This is a genomic window from Micromonospora orduensis, from assembly GCF_006228125.1.
Lineage (GTDB): Bacteria > Actinomycetota > Actinomycetes > Mycobacteriales > Micromonosporaceae > Micromonospora > Micromonospora orduensis.
Genome location: NZ_VDFY01000168.1, coordinates 1 through 23,620, shown reverse-complemented (window position 1 = coordinate 23,620; position 23,620 = coordinate 1). Strand labels below are relative to the sequence as shown.

Genomic DNA, 23,620 nt, shown 5'->3' with positions numbered 1-23,620 from the left:
CTGCTACAACCATTGTGGTCTTTTGTCACGTCCGATCGGAGGCGCCGTCCGTGGACCTGATCCACCACCGTCCGCCCGTGGCGCCGCGCAGCGGCGGCCAGGCGGTGACCGACCCGGTCTATCTCTCCCCACCGGACGTCGGTGAGCTGGAGGAGTCCTACCTGCTGCGCGCCGTGCGCACCGGACGATTCGACCCCGACGGGCCTGAGCTGGGCGCGTTCGAGCGGGAGGTCGCCGCGCGGGTCGGCGTCGGGTACGCGCTGGGCCTCTCCTCCGGCACCGCGGCGCTGCACATGGCGTTGCTCGCGGTGGGGGCCGGGCCGGACAGCGTGGTGGTGGTGCCCACGCTCACCTTCGCCGCCACCGCGAACGCGGTCACCTACACCGGCGCCGAACCGGTCTTCGTGGACTGCGACGCAGCCACCGGCAACCTCGACGTCGACCTGCTCTCGGACCTGCTGGGCCGACTGGCCGACGCCGGTCGACGGGTCGCCGCCGTGCTGGTCGTCGACATCAACGGCCGCTGCGCCGACTACGACCGGCTGCTGCCGCTCTGCGCGGCCACCGGCGTCCCGGTGGTGGAGGACGCCGCGCAGGCCCTCGGCTCCACCTACCGTGGACGGTGTGCCGGCACCTTCGGCCGGGTCGGGATCTACTCGTTCAGCCACAACAAGATCATGACCACCTCGGCCGGCGGGATGCTCGTCTCCGACGACGACGCGCTCGTCGCCCGGGCCCGCCACCTCGCCACCCAGGCCCGCGAACCGGTGACGCACTACGAGCACCGCGACATCGGCTACAACTACCGGCTAAGCACACTGCTGGCCGCCCTGGGCCGGGCGCAGCTCAGCAGACTGGACACGATGATCGCCCGACGGCGGGCGCTACGGGACCGGTACGCGCGACTCTTCGCCGCCGTGCCTGGCACCCGCATCCTCGGCGCCGGCGACCCCGGCTCGAACTGCTGGCTGACCGCGGTGGTGGTCGAGCCGGAGCGGTCCGGCTGGCATGCCGGGGACCTCGCCGCGCACCTGGCCCGGCTCGGGGTGGAGAGCCGGCCGATGTGGAAACCGATGCACCGCCAACCGGTGTACGCCGACCGGCAGGTCGCCCTCACCGGCGCCGCCGACCAACTCTTCGCCACCAGCCTCTCCCTGCCCAGCGGTTCCGCCCTCACCGACGATCAGGTCGATCGTGTGGTCGGCGGGATCGCCGGGTTCCTCGGGGGGCACCGGTGAGCCGGCCGTACGACGCCGTGAAGCGGATCCTGGACGTGCTCGTCGCGGCCGTCGGTCTGCTGCTGGCCACACCGGTGCTCGCCGGTGTGGCGTTGGCCGTCCTGATCACGATGGGTCGGCCGGTGCTGTTCCGGCAGGCCCGTCCGGGGCGGCACGGGCGGCTGTTCGAGCTGGTCAAGTTCCGCTCGATGACCGTCGGCGGTGAGGACGCCGCGCCGGCGAACGACGGCGCGCGACTCACCCCGTTCGGTCGCTGGCTGCGCACCACCAGCCTGGACGAGCTGCCGCAACTGTGGAACGTGCTGCGCGGTGAGATGAGCCTGGTGGGACCGCGCCCGCTGCTGCCGGCGTACCTGGACCGGTACACGCCGGAGCAGTTCCGCCGCCACGACGTCCGCCCCGGCATCACGGGTCTCCAGCAGGTGTACGGGCGCAACGGGCTGAGCTGGGAGGAGCGGTTCGCCCTCGACGTGCGCTACGTCGGGCAGCGCTCACTCCGGCTGGACCTGCGCATCCTGCTGCGCACGGTCCGCACCGTGCTGCGCCGGGAGGGAATCACCGCGGCCGGTGCGGCCACCGCGCACGAATACCTCGGCCCGGCCGAGTTGGCCGGCGTCGGCGCCGGCCCGGCGGAGGCCCACCGGTGAGCGTGGACCTCGTCATCGTCGGCTGCGGCGGGCACGGCCGGGAGGTGCTCGGCATCGTCCGGGCCGTCAACGCCGCCGCCGCTGGCCCGCCACCGTGGCGGGTACGGGGGTTCGCCGACGATCGGCCCAGCGAGGTCAACCTGAAGCGGGTGCAGCGGCTGGAGGTGCCCTACCTGGGCGGGACCGCCCGCCTCACCGAGCAGCCCGCCGGCACCTACCTGGCGTTGGGAATCGGGGACCCGGCGGCCCGCCGGGCGGTGGACGGGCGGTTGGCCGCGTACGGGCTGCCGGCCGCGGTGCTTGTGCACCCGGATGCCACAGTCGGCCCGGACGTCGTGCACGGCGAGGGTCTGATCGCGTTCCCCGGCGCCCGGGTCACCACGAACGTCACGCTCGGCCGGCACGTGCACCTCAACCAGAACAGCGCGGTGGCGCACGACTGCGAGCTGGGTGACCACGTCTCGGTCAACCCGCTGGGGGCGGTCTCGGGCGACTGCCGGCTGGGCGACGGGGTGCTGATCGGCGCCGGGGCGGTCGTGTTGCAGAAGCTGCGGGTGGGCGACGGCGCGACAGTCGGCGCGGGGGCCTGCGTGGTCCGGGACGTACCGGCCGGCACGGTGGTCAAGGGAGTCCCGGCCCGGTGAGCGCCTCCGGCGGCCCCGGCGTGGGTCACCCGCTCGGGGTCCGTCGACTGCGCATCGCGGTGCTGGTCAAGACGAACGCCGGCGGGATGTGGCTGCTGCCCCAGGTCGAGGAGCTGCGCCACCGGGGGCACGAGGTGACAGTCGTGCTGCCGGCCGGCAACGGACGGCTCACCGACGAGCTGGAGCGGCGGGGCTTCGAGGTGCTCGACTCTCCGTACGACTTCACGATGGGCCGGTACGCGCCGGTCGGGCTGCTGCGGCTGCGGGCCCTGCTGCGCCGGCTGAGTCCCGACGTGGTGCAGTACCACCTGATCGCCTCGGCGTACGCGGTGCGGCTGGCCACCCTGGCGATGCCGGTGCGCCGGGTGCACATGGTGGCCGGTCCGGCATACCTGGAGTCCCGGCTCGTCCGGTCGGTGGAGCGGTTGATGTGGCGGCTGGACGACCTGCTGGTCTGCGGCTGCCGGTACGCCTCCGCACGGTACGGCGAGCTGGGCTGCCCGCCGCAGCGGCGGCCGGTCGCGGTGTACGGGGTGGACACCGACGCGTTCAGCCCGGACGCCACCGGCCCGGACCAGCGGGCGAAGCTGCGCGCCGAGCTGGGCATCGACCAGAGCGCGTTCCTGGCGGTGATGGTCTCCTACGTCTACCCGCCGAGGCGTCTGGTGCACTCGGGTCGCGGGGTGAAGGGGCACGACGTCCTGCTGGCCGCGTGGCGGACGTTCCGCCGCCGGCACCCGGACGCGCACCTGCTGCTGGTCGGCGGCGGCTGGACGGCGGCCGGGGAGAGCTACCGGCGGCACCTGGGCGAATCCTTCGGCGTGGCCGACGACCCCGGGGTGACCTGGGTGGAGTCGGTGCCGGACGTGCGGCCCTGCTACGCCGCCGCCGACGTGAGCGTCGCGCCGTCGCTCTGCGACAGTCCGATGGCGGCGGTCGAGGCCGGCTCGATGGGCGTGCCGAGCATCGTCAGCGCGGCCGGCGGGCTACCCGAGGCGGTCACCGGACGCTCCGGCTGGGTGGTGCCCCGGGCTGACCCGACGGCCCTGGTGGACGCGCTCGAAGCGGCGTACCGGGGCTGGGTCGCCGGAACGCTGACGCTGCGCGGCCGGTTGGCCCGCCAGCATGTGCTGGCGTCCTTCGACGACCTGCGGGCGGCGGCCGAGGTTGCGGACCTCGTGGAGGACGTGGCGGCCCGCCGACGGTGACCACGACGGCGGGCGGCCGGTGGCCGGTCCCGCCGGACCACCGACCGCCCGTCGTGCGTCAGTGCCGGATGCCGGCCCAGTCGTGGTGGCGACGCACGGTGGAGAGGATGAAGTCGACCACCCGCCGCGAGGTGTCCGGCACCTGGTAGTCGACCGGGCAGGGCACCCCCTGCGCGGCGACCTGCGCCACTGTCACCTCGACGGCCTCGACCACGCCCTGCGGGTCGAGGCCGGTCATGATGATCCCGCCGGCGTCGAGCGCCTCGGGGCGTTCGATCGACTCGCGCAGGGTCACCGCCGGGAAGCCGAGGATGGCGGCCTCCTCGCTGATCGTCCCGCTGTCCGACAGCGTGCAGTACGCCCTGGTCTGCAGGTGCACGTAGTCGAGCAGCCCGAACGGCTCGTGGAAGGCGATGCCGTCCAGCGCGGTGGCGTCCGGCGCCAACGCCTCCAACCGCTTACGGGTACGCGGGTGGGTGGAGACGAGCACCGGCAGGCCCCACCTGTCGCGGACCGCGACCAGGCAGTCCAGCAGCCGCTGGAGCCGGTCGGGTCGGTCGACGTTCTCCTCCCGGTGCGCGCTGACCAGGAAGTAGCCGCCCCGGTCGAGTTCCAGTTGACGCAGGATGATGGAGCTGGCGATCGGTGCCCGGTAGTGCTCCAGTACCTCGCGCATCGGCGAGCCGGTGTGCAGGATCCGGCGCGGGTGCAGGCCCTCGGCGAGCAGGTTGCGTCGGGCGTGTTCGGTGTAGACCAGGTTGAAGTCGGCCACGTGGTCGACCAGCCGCCGGTTCGTCTCCTCCGGCACGTTCAGGTCGAAGCAGCGGTTGCCGGCCTCCATGTGGTAGACGGGTACCCGCATCCGGCGGGCCATCAGCGCGGCGATGCAGCTGTTGGTGTCGCCGAGCACGAGCAGCGCGTCCGGCCGCACCTCGGCGATCGCCGCCTCCATTCCGACGAGGACCCCGCCGAGCACCCGACCCAGCGACGAGGTGTCGACGCGCAGGAACCGGTCGGGTTGCCGCAGGCGCAGCTCGGTGAAGAACACGTCGGAGAGGGTGGCGTCCCAGTTCTGTCCGGTGTGCACAAGCACGTGGTCGACGGTGTCGTCGAGCCGGCTGAGCACCCGGGACAGTCGGATGATCTCGGGACGGGTGCCGACGACTGTCATCACCCGGGTCATGTGGTCTCCCTCCGCAGGTCACTCACCGGACGCCGGCCGGCACACGGTGCTCGTCCCCGACCGCCTCCGGCCACGTGTCGGGCCGTTCCGGGTCGAACAGCTCGTTGGTCCAGAAGAGGGTAAGCAGCTCGTCCTGGCCGGTGTTGGTGATGTTGTGCGCCCACATGGTCGGCATGTCGATCACGACCGGTTCGTCGCCGCTGACCGGAAACCGGACGACGTCGGTGTCGCCGATCCGGCGCAGGCTGATCTCGGCGGTGCCGCGCAGCACCACGAACCGTTCCACCTTGGCCAGGTGGAAGTGCTCGCCGCGGGTGACGCCGGGCCGGGTGGTGGAGCAGAACGTCTGCCCCGCTCCCCCGTGCGTCTTCACCGTCTCGACGAGCGCGCCCCGGGCGTCGGCCCGGGTGGGCAGGGCCAGGGGGTAGTGCGCCGGGAAGCAGTGCGACCGGTAGGTGTTGAACAGCCGTACGTCGTGCCGGTCGCGCAGCGGCGGGATCTCGCCGGTGCGGTAGATGTCCGCGTACGAGGCGAGTTGGTCGGCGAGGTCACGGACCCCGATCCGCAGTGCCGGCATCGCCGGGTCCCAGGAGCCGCCCGCCGCGACACCGGCCAGCCGGGCCGCGGCGTCGGTGACGTGCACCAGGTCCATCTCCCGGTCGGCGTGCACCTCCGGCCGGCCTCCCTCGGCGAGCACCCGGCAGAACGTGGCGACCGCCGAGTTGTACCAGGGCCGGCCGTGCTCGCCGTACAGGTTGGGCAGCAGCAGGTCGTCCAGCGGCACGCCGGTGTCGGCGAGGATGCTGGCGGCGGTGGCCTTGGCGTCGCCGTACGGGGTGCCGTTGCCGGCCTGCACCGAGTTGGCGAAGACCACACCGATGGGCGGGTCCGGGCAGGCGCGCAGGCCGTTGGCGAGCTGAGCGGCGAGCTGGACGTTGCCGGCGGCCACGTCGGCGGGTTCACCCCGGTTGACCCCGGCCAGGTGCAGCACCCGGTCCACGCCGGCGATCCTGTGCGCGACCACGGCCGGGTCGGCGAGGTCCGCGCGGGTCAGCACGGTCGGCTCCGGCCAGCCGAGCGCCCGCAGCAGGACCCGCACGTGCCAGCCGAGGAAGCCGCCCGCGCCGGTGACGGCGAGGCTCAGCACGCCAGCACCGGATCGCGCAGCGCCAGCTCCGCCCGGATCTCCGGCAGCGTCTTGAGCAGCTCCACCACCTCGGGTACGCCGAGCCGGGTGGCGTTGGCGGAGTTGAAGTCCTCCTGCGGCATCTCGCCCAACTCGCCCTCGGAGACGTAGAGCGCGTAGTTGAGGTCGCGTGCGTCAAGCGGCACCCGGAAGAAGTCGCCGAAGTCGTCGGCCTGGGCCAGCTCCTCCCGGCTCGCGAGGGTCTCGTGCCACTTCTCGCTGTGCCGTACGCCTATGACGTCCAGCTTGAACGGCACGTCGAAGAGCTGGCAGACGGCCTCGGCGAGGTCGCTGATGGTGCAGGCGGCGGCCTTGCGGATGAACACGTCGCCGGGGCGGGCGTGGTGGAAGGCGTGCTCGACCAGGTCGACCGAGTCGGCAAGCGACATGAGGAAGCGGGTCATGCCGGGGTCGGTGACGGTCGGCGCGCGGCCGGCCTTGATCTGGTCGATGAACAGCGGGATCACCGAGCCGCGCGAGTACATGACGTTGCCGTACCGGACGCAGGAGACGGTGGTGGCGCTGTTCGGGTTGTTCCGGGCGTACGCCTGGGCGACCTTCTCCATCAGCGCCTTGCTCATGCCCATCGCGTTCACCGGGTAGACGGCCTTGTCGGTGCTGAGCACCACCACCGAGCTGACCCCGTTGTGCGCGGCGGCCTCGACGACGTTGCCGCTGCCGAGGATGTTGGTGCGCACCGCTTCGAGGGGGAAGAACTCGCAGGACGGCACCTGCTTGAGCGCCGCCGCGTGGAAGACGAAGTCGACGCCCCTGGTGGCCCGCAGCACGGTGTCGACGTCGCGGACGTCGCCGACGTGGTAGCGCACCCGTTCGTCGCCGATGGAACGCCGCATGGCTTCCTGCTTGGCCTCGTCCCGGCTGAGGATCCGCACCTCGGCGACGTCCCGGTCGAGCAGGCGCCGGGCCATGGTCTGTCCAAAGGATCCGGTCCCGCCGGTGATCAGCACCCGGCGGCCCGCGGTCATCACGCTCATTGGTTCTCCCGTTCGTCACCCGACGGGCGGTTGTCACCCGCCAGCCCGGACGCAGCGCTGCGCGCTGCCGCGCGGGCGCCGATCTCCGGTGTCCAGGCGAAAGCCCCACCGGTTGCGGCACCCGGGTCAACGAAGGCCGACAAGCCGGGATACGCGTTTGCCCCAAACACCCCAAACAAGCCTCACCAGCGCAAAATCGCGCCGAAAAGGTCCATGTTTGTCGGGGGAATTCGGCACTTTACCGTTCTTCACCTGATAGAAACGGTTCCGTGCCGCTCCCTCCCCCGCCAGGCCGCGCGCCGACCACGCGGTCAGCATCGTGCGAGTACCCCGGGCTCATCAGGTGACCGCGGCACCGCCGCGGACCGGCCCGGCCCGGCGCCCCCCGGTGAGCGTCGGGCGAGCGACCCCCACATCCGCGCCGGCCACCGCCACGCGCCCCCAACCATCCGCAGCCGGCGGCAGCCTCCCCGCAGTCCTGGTTCTCTGCGTGATCGCCTTCATGGCCGCGCGCCCGCCCTGGTGGTCGTTCAACTACGCCGCACCGCTGGCCCTGCTGGCGATCGGACTCACCGGACGGCTGCCCCGGCTGCGCGGCGTCGACACGCTCGCGCTGCTCCTCGCGGTCTGGGCCGCCGCCAGCGTCCTCTGGAGCAGCCGCACCGACCTCACCGTGCCCGCCGCCTACCGGTACATCTCGGTAGGCCTGCTCCTGGTGGCCTGCCGGCACGTCGTCCGTGCTCGACGCGACCTGCTGCTGGTCGGCTGGGCCTACCTCGCCGGCTGCGCCGTCGTCGCCGTCGAGGTGGTCACCGGCGCCCGGTCGCAGGGGGACGTGCTGCTCTTCGCGCACCGCTACGGCGTCGACGGCAGGGAGGTGAACCTCACCGCGTACACCCTGGCGGTCGGTGTGGTGCTGGCCCTGGCGCTCGCCGTGGCCGGCACCCACCGGCGGACGCTGTGGCTGGCGCCGCTGGCGCTGGTGGCCCTGCTCGGGTACGCGGTGCTGCTCACCGGCTCGCGGGGCGCGGCCATCGGCGTGCTGCTCGGGTTGCTCGCCGCGCTGGCGGCGCACCTGCTGCCCCGGCTCACGGGGGTCACCGTCGCCGGGGTCGCCGCCGTCGCGGTGCTGGTGGTGCCGTTCGGGATGACCCCGCAGAACGAGATGCTCTGGCTCGACGGGCTGTACGGCCGGCCCACCGGCGACATCTCCGGGCGGCTCTCCATCTGGCCGTACGCCCTGTCGACCTGGTGGGAGTCGCCGCTGAACGGCTCCGGCGCGGGCGTGTTCATCTCCACCAACCCGTTCGAGATCGGGCCGCACAACCTGCTGCTCACCGTCGGCAACGACCTGGGGCTGGTCGGGGTGCTGCTCTACTTCGGCACGATGGCCGCGGCGTTGGTCACCGCCGCCCGCACCGGTCGGAGGGCGTTGCTGCTGGCCTGCGCGTTCACCGCCGCCATGCTGCCGATCTGGCTGACCGGCCAGTGGGAGACCGCGCTGGGCTTCTGGCTGGCCCTCGGCCTGCTCACAGTCGTTCCCGGCATCTGGGGTCCAGCGCGGGCGCGGGGCGTCGCGCCCCGGCACGCCCGCTCCCTCCTGCGCCGGGCGACACTCGTGCCGATGGCCGGCGCCGGCAGGTTCCTCCGCCGCTGACCGTCGGGCGGCGCCGCTCAGCCGGCGTCCACGCCCTCGAGCGTCGTCCCCGACCCGGACCGGGGCGCCGGTGGCCGGGCCACCCGGCGGCGGGCAGCCTCCCGCAGCACCTCGGCGAAGCGGGCGGCCACCCGGTCCGTGCGATGGTGCCGCACCGCGTACGCCAGCCCCTGCCGGCCCAGCCGGTCCCGCAACCCGGCGTCGGCGCAGAGCGTGGCGACCGCCTCGGCCAGGGCCGCCTCGTCGTCGACGCCGACGACCGCGCCCGCGTCGGCCTCCGACAGGTGCGCCATCGAGGCCAACTCGGCGGGACCGAACCCGAGCACCGGTCGGCCCGCCGCCAGGTACTGCGGGATCTTCGTGGACAGCGAGTAGCGGGTGTACCTGCGGTGCTCCTCAGCGAACGCCTCGACGTGCACCAGCACGTCGGCCCGCCGCAGCACCCCGGGCACCTCGCCGGCCGCCAACGACCGGCCCAGCCGGACCGCCGGCAGGCCGGCGAAGACATCCCCGTACTGGCTGAGGTTTCTCGCCGGGGCGTGCACGGTCAGTCGCGCGGGTGTGCCCCGCTCCGCCAGCCGCTGCACCACCTCGCCGATCCGGCGCAGCGAACGCCACCGGTCCAGGTGCAGCCCACCCACGTAGACGAGTTCGACCGGGCCGCCGGCCGGACGCGCCGGCACCGGCTCGTCGGGGTCGGCGAAGTCGGACGGGGCCACACAGTTGCCGAACGCGGCGAACGGCAGCCCGTACCGGCGCTCGAACTCGCGGGCCATCGCCTCGCTGATGCCCATCCCGTACGACGAGTGCCGCAGCACCTCCCTGACCCCGGCCAGGACGGCGAGCCGGGGCACGCCGAGCACCTGCCCGTTGGCGTAGAGGGTGCTGGGCCAGTCGTCCATGAAGTGCGGCACCAGCGGCGCGTCGCACTCCTGCGCGGCGGTGACCGCCAGGCGCATCATCCGGATGCTGCCCAGCGTCGCGTACACCACGTCCGGTCGCTGCTCCCGCAGCCAGCCACGGACGTCGACGGGCACGCGGACCGGGCTGAGGTCGACGAAGGCCTTCAACTGCGAGCGCAGCCGGGCGCGCACCGGGCCGGGCAGCGGATCGACCGCCTCGGCGGTTTCCACACCGACCGGGTCGGCACGGCGGGTGCGCTGCCGGAGACGGAACAGGTGGTACTCCACAGGCGCGTTGCGCGGCGCGAACCGGGCGAACGTGCCGCGCACCTCCGCACCCGGGCTGGCGTCCTCGGTGTACAGCTGGGCGAGACGGTCCGGTGGCCAGCCGGCGAACAGGTTCGACAGGGTGATGCCGGTGCCGGTGGAGCGGTCGAAGACGGCGGCGCTCACCACCAGGACCCGGGGAAACTCCTCAACGGACGGCATGGGCGACGACTCCCTCCTGGTCGGTGGCCGGGCGGCGGTGCCGGCGCAACGTCCGGCGATATCCGTACAACGCGGCCGGCGCGACGGTCAGCGCGTAGCCGAGGGCGCCGACCCAGGGCACGGCGGCGACGCCGAGCCGGTCGGCCGCGTACCACTTGCCGAGCGCCGACAGCACCAGGAACGCCGCCCAGCCGACGAGCTGCGGGACGATGACGCCGTCGGCGTTCTGCACCATGAACCGGGGTGACAGCGCGGCCTGAAGCAGCCACCAGACCCCCAGCCCGGCGAGCAGCCAGCGGTCGTCGTCCATCGGCACCGGCAGCCAGGCGGCGAAGAGCCGGTCGCCGAACGCCACCAGCGCGGCGGCGGGCAGGCCGGCGGCGAGCACCGACAGCACGGTCATCCGTCGGGTCGTCCGACGCACCCAGTCCAGGTGCCCCTGGGCCAGGGCCTCGCCGTTGGCCGGCCAGAGCGGCACGTTGACCAGGACGACGAGTTGCCCGAGCTGGGACATCAACTTCGCCGGCACCGCGTACCCGGCCACCGCGGACAGGCCGAGCGCGTGCGCGATGATCAGCGTGTCGGCGTTCGTGGCGACCGCGATGACCACGGTGAGCACGAAGAACAGCCCGCTGAGCCGGGTCAGCTCCAGGGCCGCGGCCGCGTCGACAGCCCGCGGGGTGGGCCGGATCCCCGGCTCCTGCCGGCCGAAGAACCAGAGCGTGTTGAGCAGGTTGACCACGAGCGGCGTGGCCACCGACACCGCGACCACCAGCAGCGGTGACAGCTCGGCCCAGACCACCCCGAGGACCACGGCGAGCGCGGCGAGGTTGCCGGCGCTCTGCCAGACGTTGCTCCGCCCGACCTGCTGGTAGGCGTACTGGACGCGGGCGATGAGGGACAGCGGCACGTTCAGCACGAACGCGGTGAGGCAGATCAGCGCGATCATCCGGGTCTGCTCCGGGGTGACCTGTCCGGTCACGTTGAACAGCGCCGTCCACGGCACCGCGCCGGCGGTCAGCCAGAGCAGCGCAGTGAGCGCGACAGCCAGCACCGTGAGGGTGAGGTACGCGTTGGAGACGTACCGGCGGGCCCGGACGGCGTCACCGTGCGCGTAGCAGGGGGCCAGCTTCGTCATCAGTCCGCTGCCCAGGCCCAGGTCGGCGAAGGCCGCCATCCCGGCCAGCGAGGCGACAGCCATCCACAGGCCGTACAGGTCGTTGCCGAAGTAGGGAAGCGTCACCGGGACCAGCACGATCGGAACGACCAGCCCGGCCGCCCGGCTGAGCAGCGCCGTGGTGACACCCGAAATCAGCCGGCGGCTGCGGCTCGCGCCGGCCGGGCCGGCCCGCCGGGTCCGTTCGGCGACCCCGGACGACATCGGCGCGGCCTACTGGCCGCTGAGCACGTGACCGGACATCCAGGACACCGTCCGCTCGAGGCCGGTGCGCAGCGGTACCGGTCGCACCGTGGGGAACAGGTCCCGCAGCCGGCCGCAGTCGGCCTGCGAGTCCCGTACGTCGCCGGGGCGCGGCGGCTCGTGCACCACGGGCAACGGCCGGCCCATGATGTCCTCCAGTTCGGCGATCAGATCGAGCAGGGAGATCCGTGCGCCGAAGGCAAGGTTCACCACGTCGGTGGTGCACACCCGACGGACGATGGCGTCCACGAGCACCGAGGTGACGGTGCCGACGAACGTGAAGTCGCGGGTCTGCCGGCCGTCACCGTGCACCCGCAGCGGCTCGCCGGCGAGGGCGGCGCTGACGAACCGGGGCAGCACGGCGGCGTACGCGTGGTGCGCCGCCTGCCGCGGGCCGAAGACGTTGAAGAAGCGGAACGGCAGCACGCCCATGTCGTAGCAGGAGGCGTAGGCGACCGTGTACGCCTCGGCGGCCAGCTTGGACACCGCGTACGGGGAGACCGGGATCGGTCGGAGCCGCTCCTGCCGGGGCAGTACCGGGTTGGCGCCGTAGACCGACGAGGACGAGGAGAGGATCACCTGCGGCACGCCGTGCCGGCGGGCGGCCTCCAGCACCATCAGCGTCCCGGTGGCGTTCGCGTGGTGGCTGGGCAGTGGCCGGTCGATGGAGCGCGGCACCGAGCCGAGGGCACCCAGGTGCACCACGCTTGCCGCGCCGGCGACCGCCTCGTCGAGCAGGTCGGGGTCGAGCACGGTGCCCTGGTACAGCCGGACGGGCTGGTCGTGCAGGTTGTCCAGCAGACCGGTGGAGAGGTCGTCGACGACGACGATCTCGGTCACCTGGGGGGTCTCGTCGAGCGCCCGCACCAGGTTCGCGCCAATGAATCCGGCTCCCCCGGTCACCACTACCTTCACGAGGTCTCCCCTTCGGCCCGTCGACGGCGGCCCAGCACCGGCTGCCAGTGGGACAACGAGCGCTCTCGGCCCAGGTCACGCCGTACGGCCCGGCGTGGCGCGTGTCCTGCGATCCGTTCCGTCCGTTGTCAGCCCTGTTGGGCGAGTTGCGACGGGAGCGCCGGAGATGCGAATCGGATTGATCAGTCAGTGGTACCCGCCGGAGAGCACATTCGTGCCGGGTCAGCTCGCCACCGAGCTGGCCCGGCGCGGGCACGAGGTGCGCGTGCTGACCACCTTCCCGAGCCTGCCGCTGGGTCGGACCTATCCGGGCTGGCGACAGCGGTGGAACCACCGCAGCTCCGACGACGGGGTGGTCGTACGGCGGGTGCCGGCGTACCCGAGCCACGACCGTTCCGGCCTGCGCCGGGCGGTGAGCTACCTGTCGTTCGCGGCGACCAGCACCCTGGCCGCCCCGCGACACCTGCGCGGGGTCGACGCCCTCTACGTCTACCACCCGCCGCCCACCTCGTACGCCGCCGCCGGCCTGCTGCGCCTGCTGCGCGGCGTGCCGGCGGTGCTGCACGTGCAGGACCTGTGGCCGGAGTCGGTGACCGCGTCGGGGATGGCGCCGACGGGGCTGGCCGGGCGGGTGTTGGACCGGGCCCTCACCACGGGAATGCGGCGGATCTACCACTCGTGCGCGGGCATCGCCGTGATCGCTCCCGCGATGGCGGAGCAGGTGGTCGAGCGCGGCGTCGACCCGGGGTCGGTGCGCACCGTGTTCAACTGGACCGACGAGGCGCTGTTCCGGCCGGTGCCGTGCACCGACGCGGCCCGTGCGGCGATCGGCCACCGGGGGCGCACGACGGTGATGTTCGCCGGCAATCTGGGGTTGTTGCAGGGTGTCGACGTGGCGATCCGGGCGGCGGCGGCCACGCCGGACGCGGTGGACCTGGTCTTCGTGGGCACCGGGCTGGGCGCCGAGCAGGCCCGCAAACTGGCCGACGACCTGGGCGCGACGAACGTCCGTTTCCTGGGCCGGCGCCCGGCGGCGGAGATGGCCGAGCTGTACGCCGCCGCCGAGTACCAGTTGGTCATGTTGCGGGACCTGCCGTGGCTGCGCGGGACCGTGCCGTCGAAGTTGCAGGCCGCGCTCGCGTGTGGAGTGCCGGTGTTGATGTCGGCCGACGGCGACGCCGCCCGGCTCGTCGAGGCCGGTGGGGCCGGGCTGGTCTGCCCGCCGGACGACTGGCGGACGCTGGCCGACCAGTTCGTCGCCGCGGCCCGGATGCCCGTCGAGCAGCGGCTCGCCATGGGCCGCCGGGGTCGGCAGCTCTACCAGGACCGGATGTCGATGCGTGTCGGTGTCGACCAGATCGAGGATCTGCTGAACAAGGCGGCGGCACGCGGGCGTGGCTGACGGCCACGCGATTTGCCCGATTTATTCGTTAAAGCACAGGCACCTCCCTCGATCTCCCCCTAGGCTCGTCTGCGGCACGGTCCGGCATCCGCCGACCGGGAACACCGCTCGGCAGGAGGAGAGCCCGTGGCGAAGGGGTACGGCGCAACGCGGTCCATCATGGAGCAACTGCCCCGACGCGCGGGCGGCGCCGCACCGACCACGTCGCCGATCGGCCACCCCCGGCCAGGCGGCCCCGCCGCCGCGACGCCCCCCGGCACGCGGTGGAACCTCGCCGGGTTCAGCGTGCTGCCGATCTGCCTCGCCGCCGTCCTGGGCGCGGTCAACCCGAACCTGGTCTACCAGGGCGGGCTCTGGCTCGCCGCCGCCGCGCTGCTGGCCAGCGGTCGAATCCCCCGCATCGGCCCGGCGGACTACCTCGCGATCCTGATCTGCTGCTGGGCCAGCGCGACGCTGATGTGGAGTCGGGACATCGAGAGCAGCCAGATCGCGGTACGGGCCTGGTGGACCGTCGCACTGCTGCTGATCGCCGCGCGGCACGTGCTGTCCAGCCGGCGTCGCCTGCTGCTCGTCGCCGGCTCCTATCTCGCCGGTGCGGGATGGACCGCGGTCGAGCTGATCCGGGCCAGCCGACTCGACGAGACCGCGCTGCGCGTCTCGCTGGAGGGCGTGGGCGTCAACTACACCGCGTACTGCCTGGTCACCGCCGCCCTGGTCACCGTCCTGCTGCTGGTGGCACGGGTCGGCGTCCGCCCGGTCCGTGCCGCGCTCTGGCTGCTGCTGCCGCTGTTCGGGTACGGCACGATGCTCACCGGTACGCGCGCCAGCCAGATCGCGCTCGTCGCCGTCGCGGCGTACCTGGTCGTGGACCGGCTGGCCGGCCGCACCTGGGCCTTCGCCATCGGCGTCTCGGCCGCCCTGCTGGTCCTCGTGCCGTTCGGGCACCTGGCCCGCTACCAGCCACAGTGGCTGGCGAACGTCTTCGACCGCCCCCTGGACGACCTCTCCGGGCGGCTGGCCGTCTGGCCGGTCGCCGAGGCGTCGTTCTGGGACTCGCCGCTGGTGGGCATCGGCGCGGGCGCGTTCCCGAGCACCAACCCGTACTACGGGGTGGGCGCCCACTCCCTCGTGCTCACCCTCGGCAACGACCTGGGGGTGATCGGGATGGTGATGTTCGCGGCGCTGATCGGCTTTCTCATCCGGGACGCGGCGCCGTGGCTGAGCCGGCAACACGGGATACTGGTGGGGGCGCTGATCGTCGGCTGGACGCCGATCTGGGTCAGCGGGCACTGGGAGATCTCCCCGGTGGCGTGGCTGACGCTGGCCCTGTGGTCCCGACTGCCAGTGGCGCTGGCCGAGCCGCCCGTCGAGGAGCCACCGGCCGCGCCGGACCGCGCGGCGGGGCGGCCCCTCGTGGGTCTGGTGCGCTGAGCGGCACCCGTCAGCGGGTCAGCCGACCCGGTCCGGGGCGAACGCCCGCTCGTCCGCCCCGACGCCCAGCCCGCAGAGGTGGGCGAGGAAGTCGTGCATCCGGCGACCCTGGGCCGCCGGACCCCGGGTCTCGGATACGAACCGGGCGGCACCGACGCCGCGTGCACGGGCCACCTCGGGCGGCAGGCTCAACACCTGACCGAGAGCCGTCCGGAGCCCTTCGACGGTGTCCGGCTCGGCGAAGGACAGCCAGGGGTCGTAGCCCGCCGGGATGCCCGGCAGGCGGGTGCTCACCACCGGCACGCCGGTGGCCAGGTATTCGATGATCTTCGATGGGAAAGACCAGCGGACGAAGTCCTGATCCACCGGGCGGGGGTTCACGAGCACGCTCGCCCGGGACAGCCGAGGCAGCAACTCGGCCCGGGGCAGCAGCTCCGGGGGCGCGATCCGCCGGTCCACGGCCGCCTGGTCGCGCAGCCAGCCCTCCAGCTCACCCCGCCCGTACACACACAACCGCAGGTCGTCCCCGGGCAGCCCGCGGAACGCCTCGACGAGCCGGTCGACGCCGTAGGCGCGGCTCAGGCCTCCGGCGTAGACGATGTCCCGGGTCGCCGTCGGCGGCGCCTCGTCGACGCTGGCCGGTTCGGCGGCGCAGATGCCCTCCATCACCAGTCGGGGCCGGCCGGGGGCGAAATCGTCGGCGAGCGCGGGCGTCAGCGCGATCACGCCGGAGCAGCGGGCCAGCGCGGCCCGGACCAGCGTCACGTCGAGCCCGCGCAGCAGCCGGACCAACCGCCCGTCGGTGGGCAACGCGACGCCTGGCGGGTCGGTGAGCACCGGCACCACCCGTACGCCGCGCCGCCGGGCCCGCAGCACGCCGAACCACAGGAACGGCGAGTGCACCCCGTGCACGAGCAGCACGTCGGTCGCCTGCTCCCGCAGCTCCCGGCTTCCGGTGCGCCACGCCGCGACGAACCGGGTGAGGTGCTTGAGGCCGAGCAGGTTGACGAACGCCAACAGGTGGCCGTCCACGTCGTCCTGCCGGAACGCCCCCGGGCGGAAGCGGACCTGACGGTTGTCCGGCCAGGTGGAGACCGGCGCGGCCGACAACAGGTGCACGGGGCAGCCGGCGGCGCGCAGGGCACGCACCAACGCCCAGGCGAACGTGTGCGTCTGGGTCGGCATGATGGTGTCCCGGGCGATGATCTCGGCGAGCACGTCGTCCGGAACGGTGAAGCCCAGCAGCGTGACCCTCGGGCTGCGACGGTCCGTCATGCCCGCTCCCCGATGATGCGCTGGTAGACCCGGTCGAGTGAGCCGAGCATGACGTCGAGGCTGTAGCCCTCGGCCACCACCTTGCGGCCCAACTCCCCCACGTGCAGCCGCTCGGCGGCGTCGTCCAGCAGCGGCGACAGCGCCCCGGCCAGGGCGTCGGGATCGCCGGCCGGCACCAGCCGTCCCCCGCCGGACCGGAGCACCTCCACATTGCCGCCGACCGCCGAGGCGACGACCGGCAGCCCGTGCGCCATGGCCTCCAGCAGCGCGTTGGACAGGTTCTCGTGCAGGGTCGGGAAGACGAACAGGTCGGCCGCGCCGAGCAGGTCCGGCACGTCGAGTCGGTTGCCGAGCAGGCGCACCTCGACGCCCGCGGTGTCGGCCAGGGCCGCCGCGATCCCCTCCCGGTCCGGGCCGTCGCCGGCGACAAGCAGCACCCGGCGGGCGGCCGACCGGTACGGGCGACGGACCGTGGACGGGGGCAACCGGCGCAGCGCGTCGGCCAGGACGCCGTAGCCCTTCTCCCAGGTCAGCCGGGACACCGCGATCATCGCCACGTCGTCGGGTCGCAGGCCCACCTCGGCGCGGACCCGTTCCCGGGACGCGCGGGGGTGCGCCGGCAGCGGCACCCCGTTGGGGATCACCCCGACGAACCTCGCACCCAGGTGACGCAGGAAGTCCCGTCGGGCCGCGTACTCACAGACGGTGCCGACGTGGCTGGCCATCCGCAGGGTGGCGGGCTCGGCCCCGTGCACGAGCAGCCGGCGACGCCACGGCCGGCCGGGCTGGCGCAGGTCACGGACGGTGCCGTGCACGGTGACCAGGATCCGGCGGCAGCCGGCGAGACGGGCGGCGAGCACCCCGTGCAAACCCTCGTTCTGCAGGCCCCGGACGTGCACGAGGTCGGGGCGGACGCGTCGCAGCAGGCGTACCCACTCGCGCAGCAGGGGCACGTTCAGGCTGCCGTTGCCCGCGTCCTGGTGCATCCGGACGAACTCGTACCTGTGGGCCAGCGGCGAGTCGAGCACGCGCCGCACGGCGGTCAGCGGCCCGTTGGCCCCCGGGGTGCCGGCCGAGTGCTGCACCACCACCGGCCGGGTCACCTGGCGCCTCCGACAGGTGTCGAGTGGTGGGCGTCGCGCACGGTGTGACGGAGCATGACCCCTCGTTCCCCACGAGGCTCGACGACGAGCCGACCCGGGTGCGCTCGTCGCACCCCCGATGGTAACTGCGGCGGTCGCGGCGAGGTGACGCCGTCGGGACGCGCCCGATCCGTCACGGCCCCACCGCCGTCGCGGCCGTGCCGGCCGGTTCCGGCCGCGCCGACCGGTTGGCGACCACCCGGCGGTAGCCGACCACTGCGGCCGGCAGCACCGTGAGTGCGTAGGTCACGGCCGACGCCAGCGCCACACCGGGCAGGCCCACCCGGTCGGCCAGGACGATCTTCAGCGGTACGGCCAGCAGCAGGCAGGCCGCCCAACCGACGAACTGGGGCCGCAGCAGGCCGACGCTGTTCTGCACCATGAACAGGGGCGCCGCGACGGCCAGCAGCACCGACCACACGGCGAGCCCGGCGAAGAGGGTCGGCGACACCGGCGGGAGATCGGCGGCGCGTACCCAGAGTCGCAGCAGGTCGTTGCCGATCAGCACGAGCGCGAGCCCGGGCAGGGCCACGACACCGGCGGACAGGCAGACCATCCGGAGCGTCACGCGCCGCACCCAGGCGAGGTCCCCACGGGCCAGCGCCTCACCGTTGGCCGGCCAGAGCGGCAGGTTCACAAGCGTGATGAAGAGGGTCAGCAGGGCGAACATCCGCAGCACCACCGCGTAGGTCGCCGCGGCGGGCAGCCCGAGCACCCGGCCGATCAGGAAGCCGTCGAGGTTGAGCACCACCGAGGCGAGCACGGAGAGCAGGAAGAACCGGACGCCCAGCCGGAGCAGTCCGCGAGCCACCTCGGCACGTACGTGCCGCGCCCGGGGCCGCAGATCCCGGTCCTGCCAGGCGAAGTAGCAGACACCGTTGGCCAGGTTGACCAGCGGCACCGCGAGCACGGCGGCGGCGATGACCAGCACGTGCCCGGCGCCGCCGGTGACCGCCGCGTAGACGAGCACGACCGAGACGAGGCTGCCGCCGGCCTGCCAGAGGTTGCTCTGGGCCACCTGCTGGTGGGCGTACTGGACCCGCTGGATGAGGGCCAGGGGGATGTTGGCCAGAAAGGCACTGAAGCAGACCAGCACCACCGCCCGGGCGTCGCCGGCCACCGCCGGGTCCGTGGCACCCAGCAGCGCCGGCCAGGGCACCCACCACAGGGTCGCGACGAGCGCCACCATCAGCAGTACGGACAGGGCGCCGAGCAGCGCGTACGCGCTGGACACCTCCCGGGCGGCGGCCTGCCGCTCGCCGGTGCCACGCAGTCTGGCCAGCCGGGTCAGCAGCCCGTTGCCGAGCCCGAAGTCGGCGAAGAGCGCCATGCCGGTGAGCGAGGTGACAGCCATCCAGAGCCCGTACCGCTCCGCGCCGAGGCTGCGAAAGGCCAGCGGGGTGATGAGCAGTGGCGCGGCGAGACCGACCATCTTGCCGGCCAGTGAGGACAGGATGCCGCCCGCGAGCACACGACTGCGGGATCGGCCCGCGCCGGGGTTCCCGGGTGCCGGCCGGTCGGTCACGACCAGACCGGGCCGCTCGCCGCTGGGCGCCTCCGCGGTGATCGGTCGTCGCATGCCGTGCCGCCTTCACGCCCGTCCACAGGTCACCACGTACAACGAGGACCGACAGTGATAGTTGCTGTGTGTAGTTGAATAACCACGCACAGCGTCGGCGCTTTTCCCCCCGACACGGCACCGCGAGCCGGCCCTCGGCGCCCCGAGCCATCTAGACTAAACGGCCATAACGGCAAAATACCGACCCACCAAGGGGGCAGACCGTGGGCGAGCCCACCACGACGACAGACCTGATTCCGGCCCTGCGGTCCACCGCGACGCCCCAGGTACTGGCGATGGCCGCCTACCGGTTCCCCCACGGGGACGCCATGTCCAACCGGCTGCTGCAACTGGCCCGCTCGGCCACTCCGCCGGGAGGCACGGCTCTGGTGGTCAACGACTGGCCGCAGGACGGGTCGCGCCCGCCCGACAACCCGGAGCTGCCCCCTGGCGTACGACTGATCACGCTGCCCCCGCAACGCGTCAGCGGCGGGATCGCGGGCCGCTGGCTGCACAGGTACACCCGCCCGCTGCGGGTGCTGGCCGCCCTGCGCCGCGCGGGCGTGCGCCCGGGGGCGCTGGCCGGTGTGCACCTACCACTGAGCCTGTGGAACTTCACCACCTGGGCGGTGCTGCGCACGGCGGTACGCTGCCCGGTGACCGTGGACGTGCTCGAACGGCACGACCGCGCGCAGTTCCCCCGGGGTTGGCTCACTCCGTACTTCGTCCGGCACCGGTGGGCGTTCTTCCTGGCCGGCCGGCTCGCCGACCGGGTCGTCGCCATCTCCGAGACGCTGGAGCGGTACTTCGTCGGCCGGGGACGACCCACGCTCGTGGTTCCGCCCCAGGTGGACTGCGCCGACTACGCCGACCCGGCGCCGCCGTCGCTCACTGACGGGCTCCGGCTGCTCTACGCGGGCTCGGCCGGCGCCAAGGACCAACTGGCGGTGGTGCTCGACGGCATCCGCCGCCTCGCGCCCGAGGATCGATCCCGGGTCCGCCTGGTGATCGCCGGGATCAGCCGGGAGCACGCCGACACCCTCTCCGACCTGGACGCGACGAGCCCCGAGGACCTCTACGACCAGGTGATCTTCCTCGGTCGAGTGCCCCGCGACCGGGTGCTCGCCGAGCTGGGCCGGGCGCACTTCTCGGTGCTGGTCCGCCCGCCGGTCGGGTACGCGCAGGCGGGTTTCCCGTCCAAGGTGCCGGAGAGTCTGGCCGCCGGCTGTCCCGTGCTGCTCAACCACACGAGTGATCTGCGCCGGTACATCGTGGATGGGCGGGAGGGCATCGTGCTCGACGGTGCCGGCCCGGACGACATCCGGCGCGGGCTCGAACGGGCGCTGCTGCTCGACGATCCGGAATGGAGGTCGATGAGCCGGGCGGCCCGCGAGCGGGCGCACTGCTTCGACTACCGCGCCTGGACGGCGGCGGTCAGCGACTTCGTCACGGGCGCCGTGCGCGCCCCGGGTGACGGCAGTTCGGCCAGACCGGCCAGTTCGGCGGAGGTCAGCCGTCGCTGGGGCGGATAGAGCTGCCGCTCATGGTCCCGGATGGTCTCCAGCGGCCAGCGCAGTCGGATCACCCGGGCCGGATTGCCGGCCGCCACGGCGTACGGCGGCACCGAACGGGTGACGACCGCGCCGGCGCCGATCACCGCGCCCCGGCCGATGGTGACGCCGTGCAGGATCACCGCCCGGGTGCCGACCCAGACGTCGTCGCCGATGGTCACGCCCCGGTCGTGGCTCTCGTCGCCGGGTTCCTTTCCGACCGCGATCATCGGTACGCCGACCTGGTCGATGCGGTGGTTGCCGCCTCGGATGGTCACCTCGGGGCCGAACATGACGTTGTCGCCGATCCGGATGCGTGCCCGGGCGGCCATGAGGATCGGTCGGTACCCGAGGTCCACGTTATGGCCGACCTCGATCGTCTCGCAGGTGTAGACGCCGTCGGGGTCGAAGGTGAAGTTGTCGCCGCGCGCGGCGAACCGGCCGGCGAGGGCGAGGCCCCGGATGGCCCGGCGTACCCGGACACCGGTGTCCACGAGACGCTGCGCCGCCCGGATCACCGGGCCGACGACGGTGCCGGGTCGACCGGCCGCCAGCCGCATCAGAATCCCGCCCGGCCGGCGCCGACCTGTTCGGGCACCCCGTAGATCTGGCGGATGACGGCGGCCTTCTCGGCGGCCGGGAGGTGACCGCACCGCAACGACCGGGCACGCATCCGGTCGAGGTAGTCGTCGACGGTGCGGATCACCCGCGCCGGGACACCGGCCGCGACGCTGTTGTCCGGGATGTCGCGGGTCACCACCGAGCCGGCGCCGATGATGCACCGGTCGCCGATGGTCACCCCAGGCAGGATGGTCGTCCGTACGCCGAGGTAGACGTCGTTCCCGACGGTGATCGGGGCCGTCCACTCCAGATCGGGCACCTCCCGGCGGAGGATCAGCGTGCCGCCGTCGTGGGTGATGAACTGGACTCCGGCGGTGACGTAGACGTTGTCGCCGAGGGAGACCAGCCACGGCTCGGAGCCGAACATCGCTCGGTCGATGCCGTAGAACCGGACCCGGCCTCGCAGGTCGACGCCGAGAGACTTTGCGAAACCCTCCGGGTCCCGAGCGGCGGCTCGCCGGTCCCGCAGGGTGGTCGCCACGCCGCGCACGATGCTCAGCACGAGGTCTCCGTTCTCGATGTGGTTGGGATGTTCGCGCGGACCGCAGTTTAATTCGGACTTATGCCATATATTTCGATAATTGGTAAAAACCAGGTCCCTCGGCCCCAGCGGAACATCTGCCGACAGGAAGATCGACATGAGCAGAATCCTGATCCTGACCGACTACCGGGGGGGCGTTCTACTCCACGGCCCGCACCCGGCACGGCCTGTGCACGATGGACGTCGACCCGATCACCGCGCACCTCGCCCGTGCCGGGTTCGAACCGCGGGTCGTCCGGTTGGCCGACCAACTGCCCGTCATCCTGCCGCTGCACCCGCGCGGGCGGCAGCAGCTCGAGAACGCCGGCCTGCTCTCGCACCGCGCGCTGCGCGTGGTCGAACCGCTGGGCTACCTCGAGTTCGTGAGCCTGGTACGCGGCGCGGTCGTCGTCACCGACTCTGGCGGCGTGCAGGAGGAGACGACGATGCTCGGCGTGCCGTGTCTGACCCTGCGACCCAACACCGAGCGCCCTATCACCATCACGCACGGCACCAACCGGCTCGTCACCCGCTCGACGCTCGCCGACGCCGTGGCGAACACCCTGACGGCGGGACGACAGACCCTGCGTCCCACACCGCCGATGTGGGACGGCGCGGCCGGCAAACGCATCGCGGAGATCATCTCCAGGGTGCTCGGCTAGCCGACCCGGCGCACCTTCGACGTACGCCGGACGTCTCCGACACCGATGTGGTGAGCTGTACGGGTGTCGGGGCTGGGACTTGTGCTGCACCCCACCCGGGATGTCACCGAGGTGGTCGGGATCATCGAACGGTGGGCGACGCGCCACCGCAAGACGCTGATGGTCCGCGCCGAGGACAAGCATCGGGTACCGGCCAGCGTCGAGCCCGTCCCCGAGGGCGAGGTGGCCGCCCGCGCCGACGCGCTGATCAGCATCGGTGGTGACGGCACCATGCTGGGCGCGCTGCGCTCCGCGATCCACGACCCGAAGCCGGTGCTCGGCGTACACCTGGGTCGGCTCGGTTTCCTCGTGGAGGTCGAACCGCCGGAGCTGCCCGACGCGCTGAGCCGTTTGCTGTCCAAGGACTTCACCGTCGAGTCGCACGCCTGCCTGGCCTGCGACGTGTGCGGCGACGACGTCGTGGCGTTCAACGACATCGCCCTGGTCCGCAAGCCCGGCTCCGGCTTCGTCTCCGCCACCCTCGCGGTGGACGGCCAGCAGTACGGCTACTACCGCGCCGACGCCGTGGTGGTGAGCACGCCGATCGGCTCCACCGCGTACAGCTATGCCGCCGGCGGGCCGCTGATCTCCCCGGCGGCGGACGCGGTGGTGGTCACCCCGTCGGCGCCGATGGCCGGCATCTCCCGGTCGGTGGTGCTCTCCCCGGACGAGAAGATCCGCCTGGAGCTGGAGGCCCACTCGTCGTCGGTCGTGGTGGAGGTGGACGGGCTGGTGCTGCGCGACGCGGCGACCGAGGGAGCGGTGGACATCGGTTACCGCCGCAACGCCGGCCTGGTGGTCCGCTTCGACCCGCTGCGCTACCAGGAACGCAACCAGCTGAAGATGGGCCTGCTGGACCTGCCGTTCCTGCCGGAACAGCTCCGTGAGCTGCTCCCGCATGAACTCCGCAAACCCCAGGAGGACATCCCCCCGCCC

20 protein-coding genes and 1 pseudogene are annotated in these 23,620 nt (G+C 72.9%); 10 read left to right on the top strand and 11 right to left on the bottom strand.

The annotated features are described in order from the left end of the window. The first annotated feature begins 50 nt into the window (after positions 1-50). Genes FHG89_RS17535 through FHG89_RS17520 form a run of 4 tightly spaced genes read left to right on the top strand, consistent with a single transcriptional unit; the run spans position 51 to position 3,737 of the window. Complete coding sequence (locus FHG89_RS17535; protein WP_139585462.1) at positions 51-1,238, top strand: DegT/DnrJ/EryC1/StrS family aminotransferase; 1,188 nt, start codon at positions 51-53, stop codon at positions 1,236-1,238. Further along, positions 1,235-1,885 carry a sugar transferase gene (locus FHG89_RS17530; protein ID WP_280116074.1) on the top strand — a complete coding sequence of 217 codons (651 nt, stop codon included), beginning with the start codon at positions 1,235-1,237 and terminating at the stop codon, positions 1,883-1,885. Before FHG89_RS17535 ends, FHG89_RS17530 begins: the two co-directional genes overlap by 4 nt. Beyond that, positions 1,882-2,529: an acetyltransferase gene (locus FHG89_RS17525; RefSeq protein ID WP_139585461.1), complete on the top strand. Its 648-nt coding sequence runs from the start codon at positions 1,882-1,884 to the stop codon at positions 2,527-2,529. The genes FHG89_RS17530 and FHG89_RS17525 overlap by 4 nt, the downstream gene beginning before the upstream one ends. Continuing rightward, entirely contained in the window at positions 2,526-3,737 is a 1,212-nt protein-coding gene (locus FHG89_RS17520; RefSeq protein ID WP_139585460.1) for a glycosyltransferase family 4 protein, read from the top strand. The genes FHG89_RS17525 and FHG89_RS17520 overlap by 4 nt, the downstream gene beginning before the upstream one ends. Before the next feature lie 58 nt (positions 3,738-3,795). On the opposite strand, the gene wecB is transcribed toward FHG89_RS17520, so the two are convergent. Genes wecB through FHG89_RS17505 form a run of 3 tightly spaced genes read right to left on the bottom strand, consistent with a single transcriptional unit; the run spans position 3,796 to position 7,101 of the window. Next, positions 3,796-4,920 (bottom strand): non-hydrolyzing UDP-N-acetylglucosamine 2-epimerase, encoded by a 1,125-nt coding sequence (wecB, locus tag FHG89_RS17515; RefSeq protein WP_139585459.1) that lies wholly within the window; start codon positions 4,918-4,920, stop codon positions 3,796-3,798. A gap of 22 nt (positions 4,921-4,942) precedes the next feature. After that, positions 4,943-6,067, bottom strand: coding sequence for a polysaccharide biosynthesis C-terminal domain-containing protein (locus FHG89_RS17510; RefSeq protein WP_139585458.1), 1,125 nt, complete (start codon positions 6,065-6,067; stop codon positions 4,943-4,945). Then, the gene (locus FHG89_RS17505; protein WP_139585457.1) at positions 6,061-7,101 is read right to left on the bottom strand and encodes a polysaccharide biosynthesis protein; all 1,041 of its coding nucleotides are present in this window, start codon (positions 7,099-7,101) and stop codon (positions 6,061-6,063) included. The genes FHG89_RS17510 and FHG89_RS17505 overlap by 7 nt, the downstream gene beginning before the upstream one ends. A 490-nt stretch (positions 7,102-7,591) precedes the next feature. Between FHG89_RS17505 and FHG89_RS17500 the strand changes: the two genes are divergently transcribed. Further along, a complete protein-coding gene (locus FHG89_RS17500; RefSeq protein WP_139585456.1) occupies positions 7,592-8,758 on the top strand; it encodes an O-antigen ligase family protein in 1,167 nt (388 codons plus the stop codon). 17 nt (positions 8,759-8,775) lie between these two features. On the opposite strand, the gene FHG89_RS17495 is transcribed toward FHG89_RS17500, so the two are convergent. The 3 genes from FHG89_RS17495 to FHG89_RS17485 are packed head-to-tail and all read right to left on the bottom strand — an operon-like array spanning position 8,776 to position 12,484. After that, positions 8,776-10,149: a glycosyltransferase family protein gene (locus FHG89_RS17495; RefSeq protein ID WP_208761005.1), complete on the bottom strand. Its 1,374-nt coding sequence runs from the start codon at positions 10,147-10,149 to the stop codon at positions 8,776-8,778. Further along, positions 10,136-11,530 carry an MATE family efflux transporter gene (locus FHG89_RS17490; protein ID WP_139585455.1) on the bottom strand — a complete coding sequence of 465 codons (1,395 nt, stop codon included), beginning with the start codon at positions 11,528-11,530 and terminating at the stop codon, positions 10,136-10,138. Before FHG89_RS17490 ends, FHG89_RS17495 begins: the two co-directional genes overlap by 14 nt. Before the next feature lie 9 nt (positions 11,531-11,539). Beyond that, positions 11,540-12,484 carry an NAD-dependent epimerase/dehydratase family protein gene (locus FHG89_RS17485; protein ID WP_139585454.1) on the bottom strand — a complete coding sequence of 315 codons (945 nt, stop codon included), beginning with the start codon at positions 12,482-12,484 and terminating at the stop codon, positions 11,540-11,542. Positions 12,485-12,650: 166 nt separating this feature from the next. On the opposite strand from FHG89_RS17485, the gene FHG89_RS17480 reads away from it, so the two are divergent. Together FHG89_RS17480 and FHG89_RS17475 are read left to right on the top strand one after the other, a co-directional pair. Continuing rightward, entirely contained in the window at positions 12,651-13,886 is a 1,236-nt protein-coding gene (locus FHG89_RS17480) for a glycosyltransferase family 4 protein (protein ID WP_139585453.1), read from the top strand. Positions 13,887-14,012: 126 nt separating this feature from the next. After that, the gene (locus tag FHG89_RS17475; RefSeq protein WP_139585452.1) at positions 14,013-15,317 is read left to right on the top strand and encodes an O-antigen ligase family protein; all 1,305 of its coding nucleotides are present in this window, start codon (positions 14,013-14,015) and stop codon (positions 15,315-15,317) included. A gap of 18 nt (positions 15,318-15,335) precedes the next feature. Here the strand turns inward: FHG89_RS17475 and FHG89_RS17470 are convergent, their stop codons facing one another. The 3 genes from FHG89_RS17470 to FHG89_RS17460 all read right to left on the bottom strand — a co-directional run bounded on the left by FHG89_RS17470 (position 15,336) and on the right by FHG89_RS17460 (position 19,313). Then, the gene (locus FHG89_RS17470) at positions 15,336-16,592 is read right to left on the bottom strand and encodes a glycosyltransferase (protein WP_139585451.1); all 1,257 of its coding nucleotides are present in this window, start codon (positions 16,590-16,592) and stop codon (positions 15,336-15,338) included. Beyond that, positions 16,589-17,695: a glycosyltransferase family 4 protein gene (locus FHG89_RS17465; protein WP_139585450.1), complete on the bottom strand. Its 1,107-nt coding sequence runs from the start codon at positions 17,693-17,695 to the stop codon at positions 16,589-16,591. Before FHG89_RS17465 ends, FHG89_RS17470 begins: the two co-directional genes overlap by 4 nt. A 172-nt stretch (positions 17,696-17,867) precedes the next feature. Beyond that, complete coding sequence (locus FHG89_RS17460; protein ID WP_139585449.1) at positions 17,868-19,313, bottom strand: lipopolysaccharide biosynthesis protein; 1,446 nt, start codon at positions 19,311-19,313, stop codon at positions 17,868-17,870. Between the two features lie 275 nt (positions 19,314-19,588). On the opposite strand from FHG89_RS17460, the pseudogene FHG89_RS33830 reads away from it, so the two are divergent. After that, positions 19,589-20,683, top strand: a pseudogene (locus FHG89_RS33830) (glycosyltransferase); the annotation flags it as partial. Between the two features lie 20 nt (positions 20,684-20,703). Here FHG89_RS33830 and FHG89_RS34150 read toward each other — a convergent pair. Both FHG89_RS34150 and FHG89_RS17445 read right to left on the bottom strand, forming a co-directional pair. Next, the gene (locus FHG89_RS34150) at positions 20,704-21,402 is read right to left on the bottom strand and encodes an acyltransferase (RefSeq protein WP_139585447.1); all 699 of its coding nucleotides are present in this window, start codon (positions 21,400-21,402) and stop codon (positions 20,704-20,706) included. Then, positions 21,402-21,965 (bottom strand): DapH/DapD/GlmU-related protein, encoded by a 564-nt coding sequence (locus tag FHG89_RS17445; RefSeq protein ID WP_139585446.1) that lies wholly within the window; start codon positions 21,963-21,965, stop codon positions 21,402-21,404. The genes FHG89_RS34150 and FHG89_RS17445 overlap by 1 nt, the downstream gene beginning before the upstream one ends. Before the next feature lie 215 nt (positions 21,966-22,180). Between FHG89_RS17445 and FHG89_RS17440 the strand changes: the two genes are divergently transcribed. Beyond that, entirely contained in the window at positions 22,181-22,645 is a 465-nt protein-coding gene (locus FHG89_RS17440; protein WP_244295571.1) for a UDP-N-acetylglucosamine 2-epimerase, read from the top strand. Between the two features lie 72 nt (positions 22,646-22,717). Beyond that, positions 22,718-23,620: NAD(+)/NADH kinase (locus FHG89_RS17435; RefSeq protein ID WP_425280187.1), on the top strand; the 903-nt coding region annotated here is incomplete at its 3' end.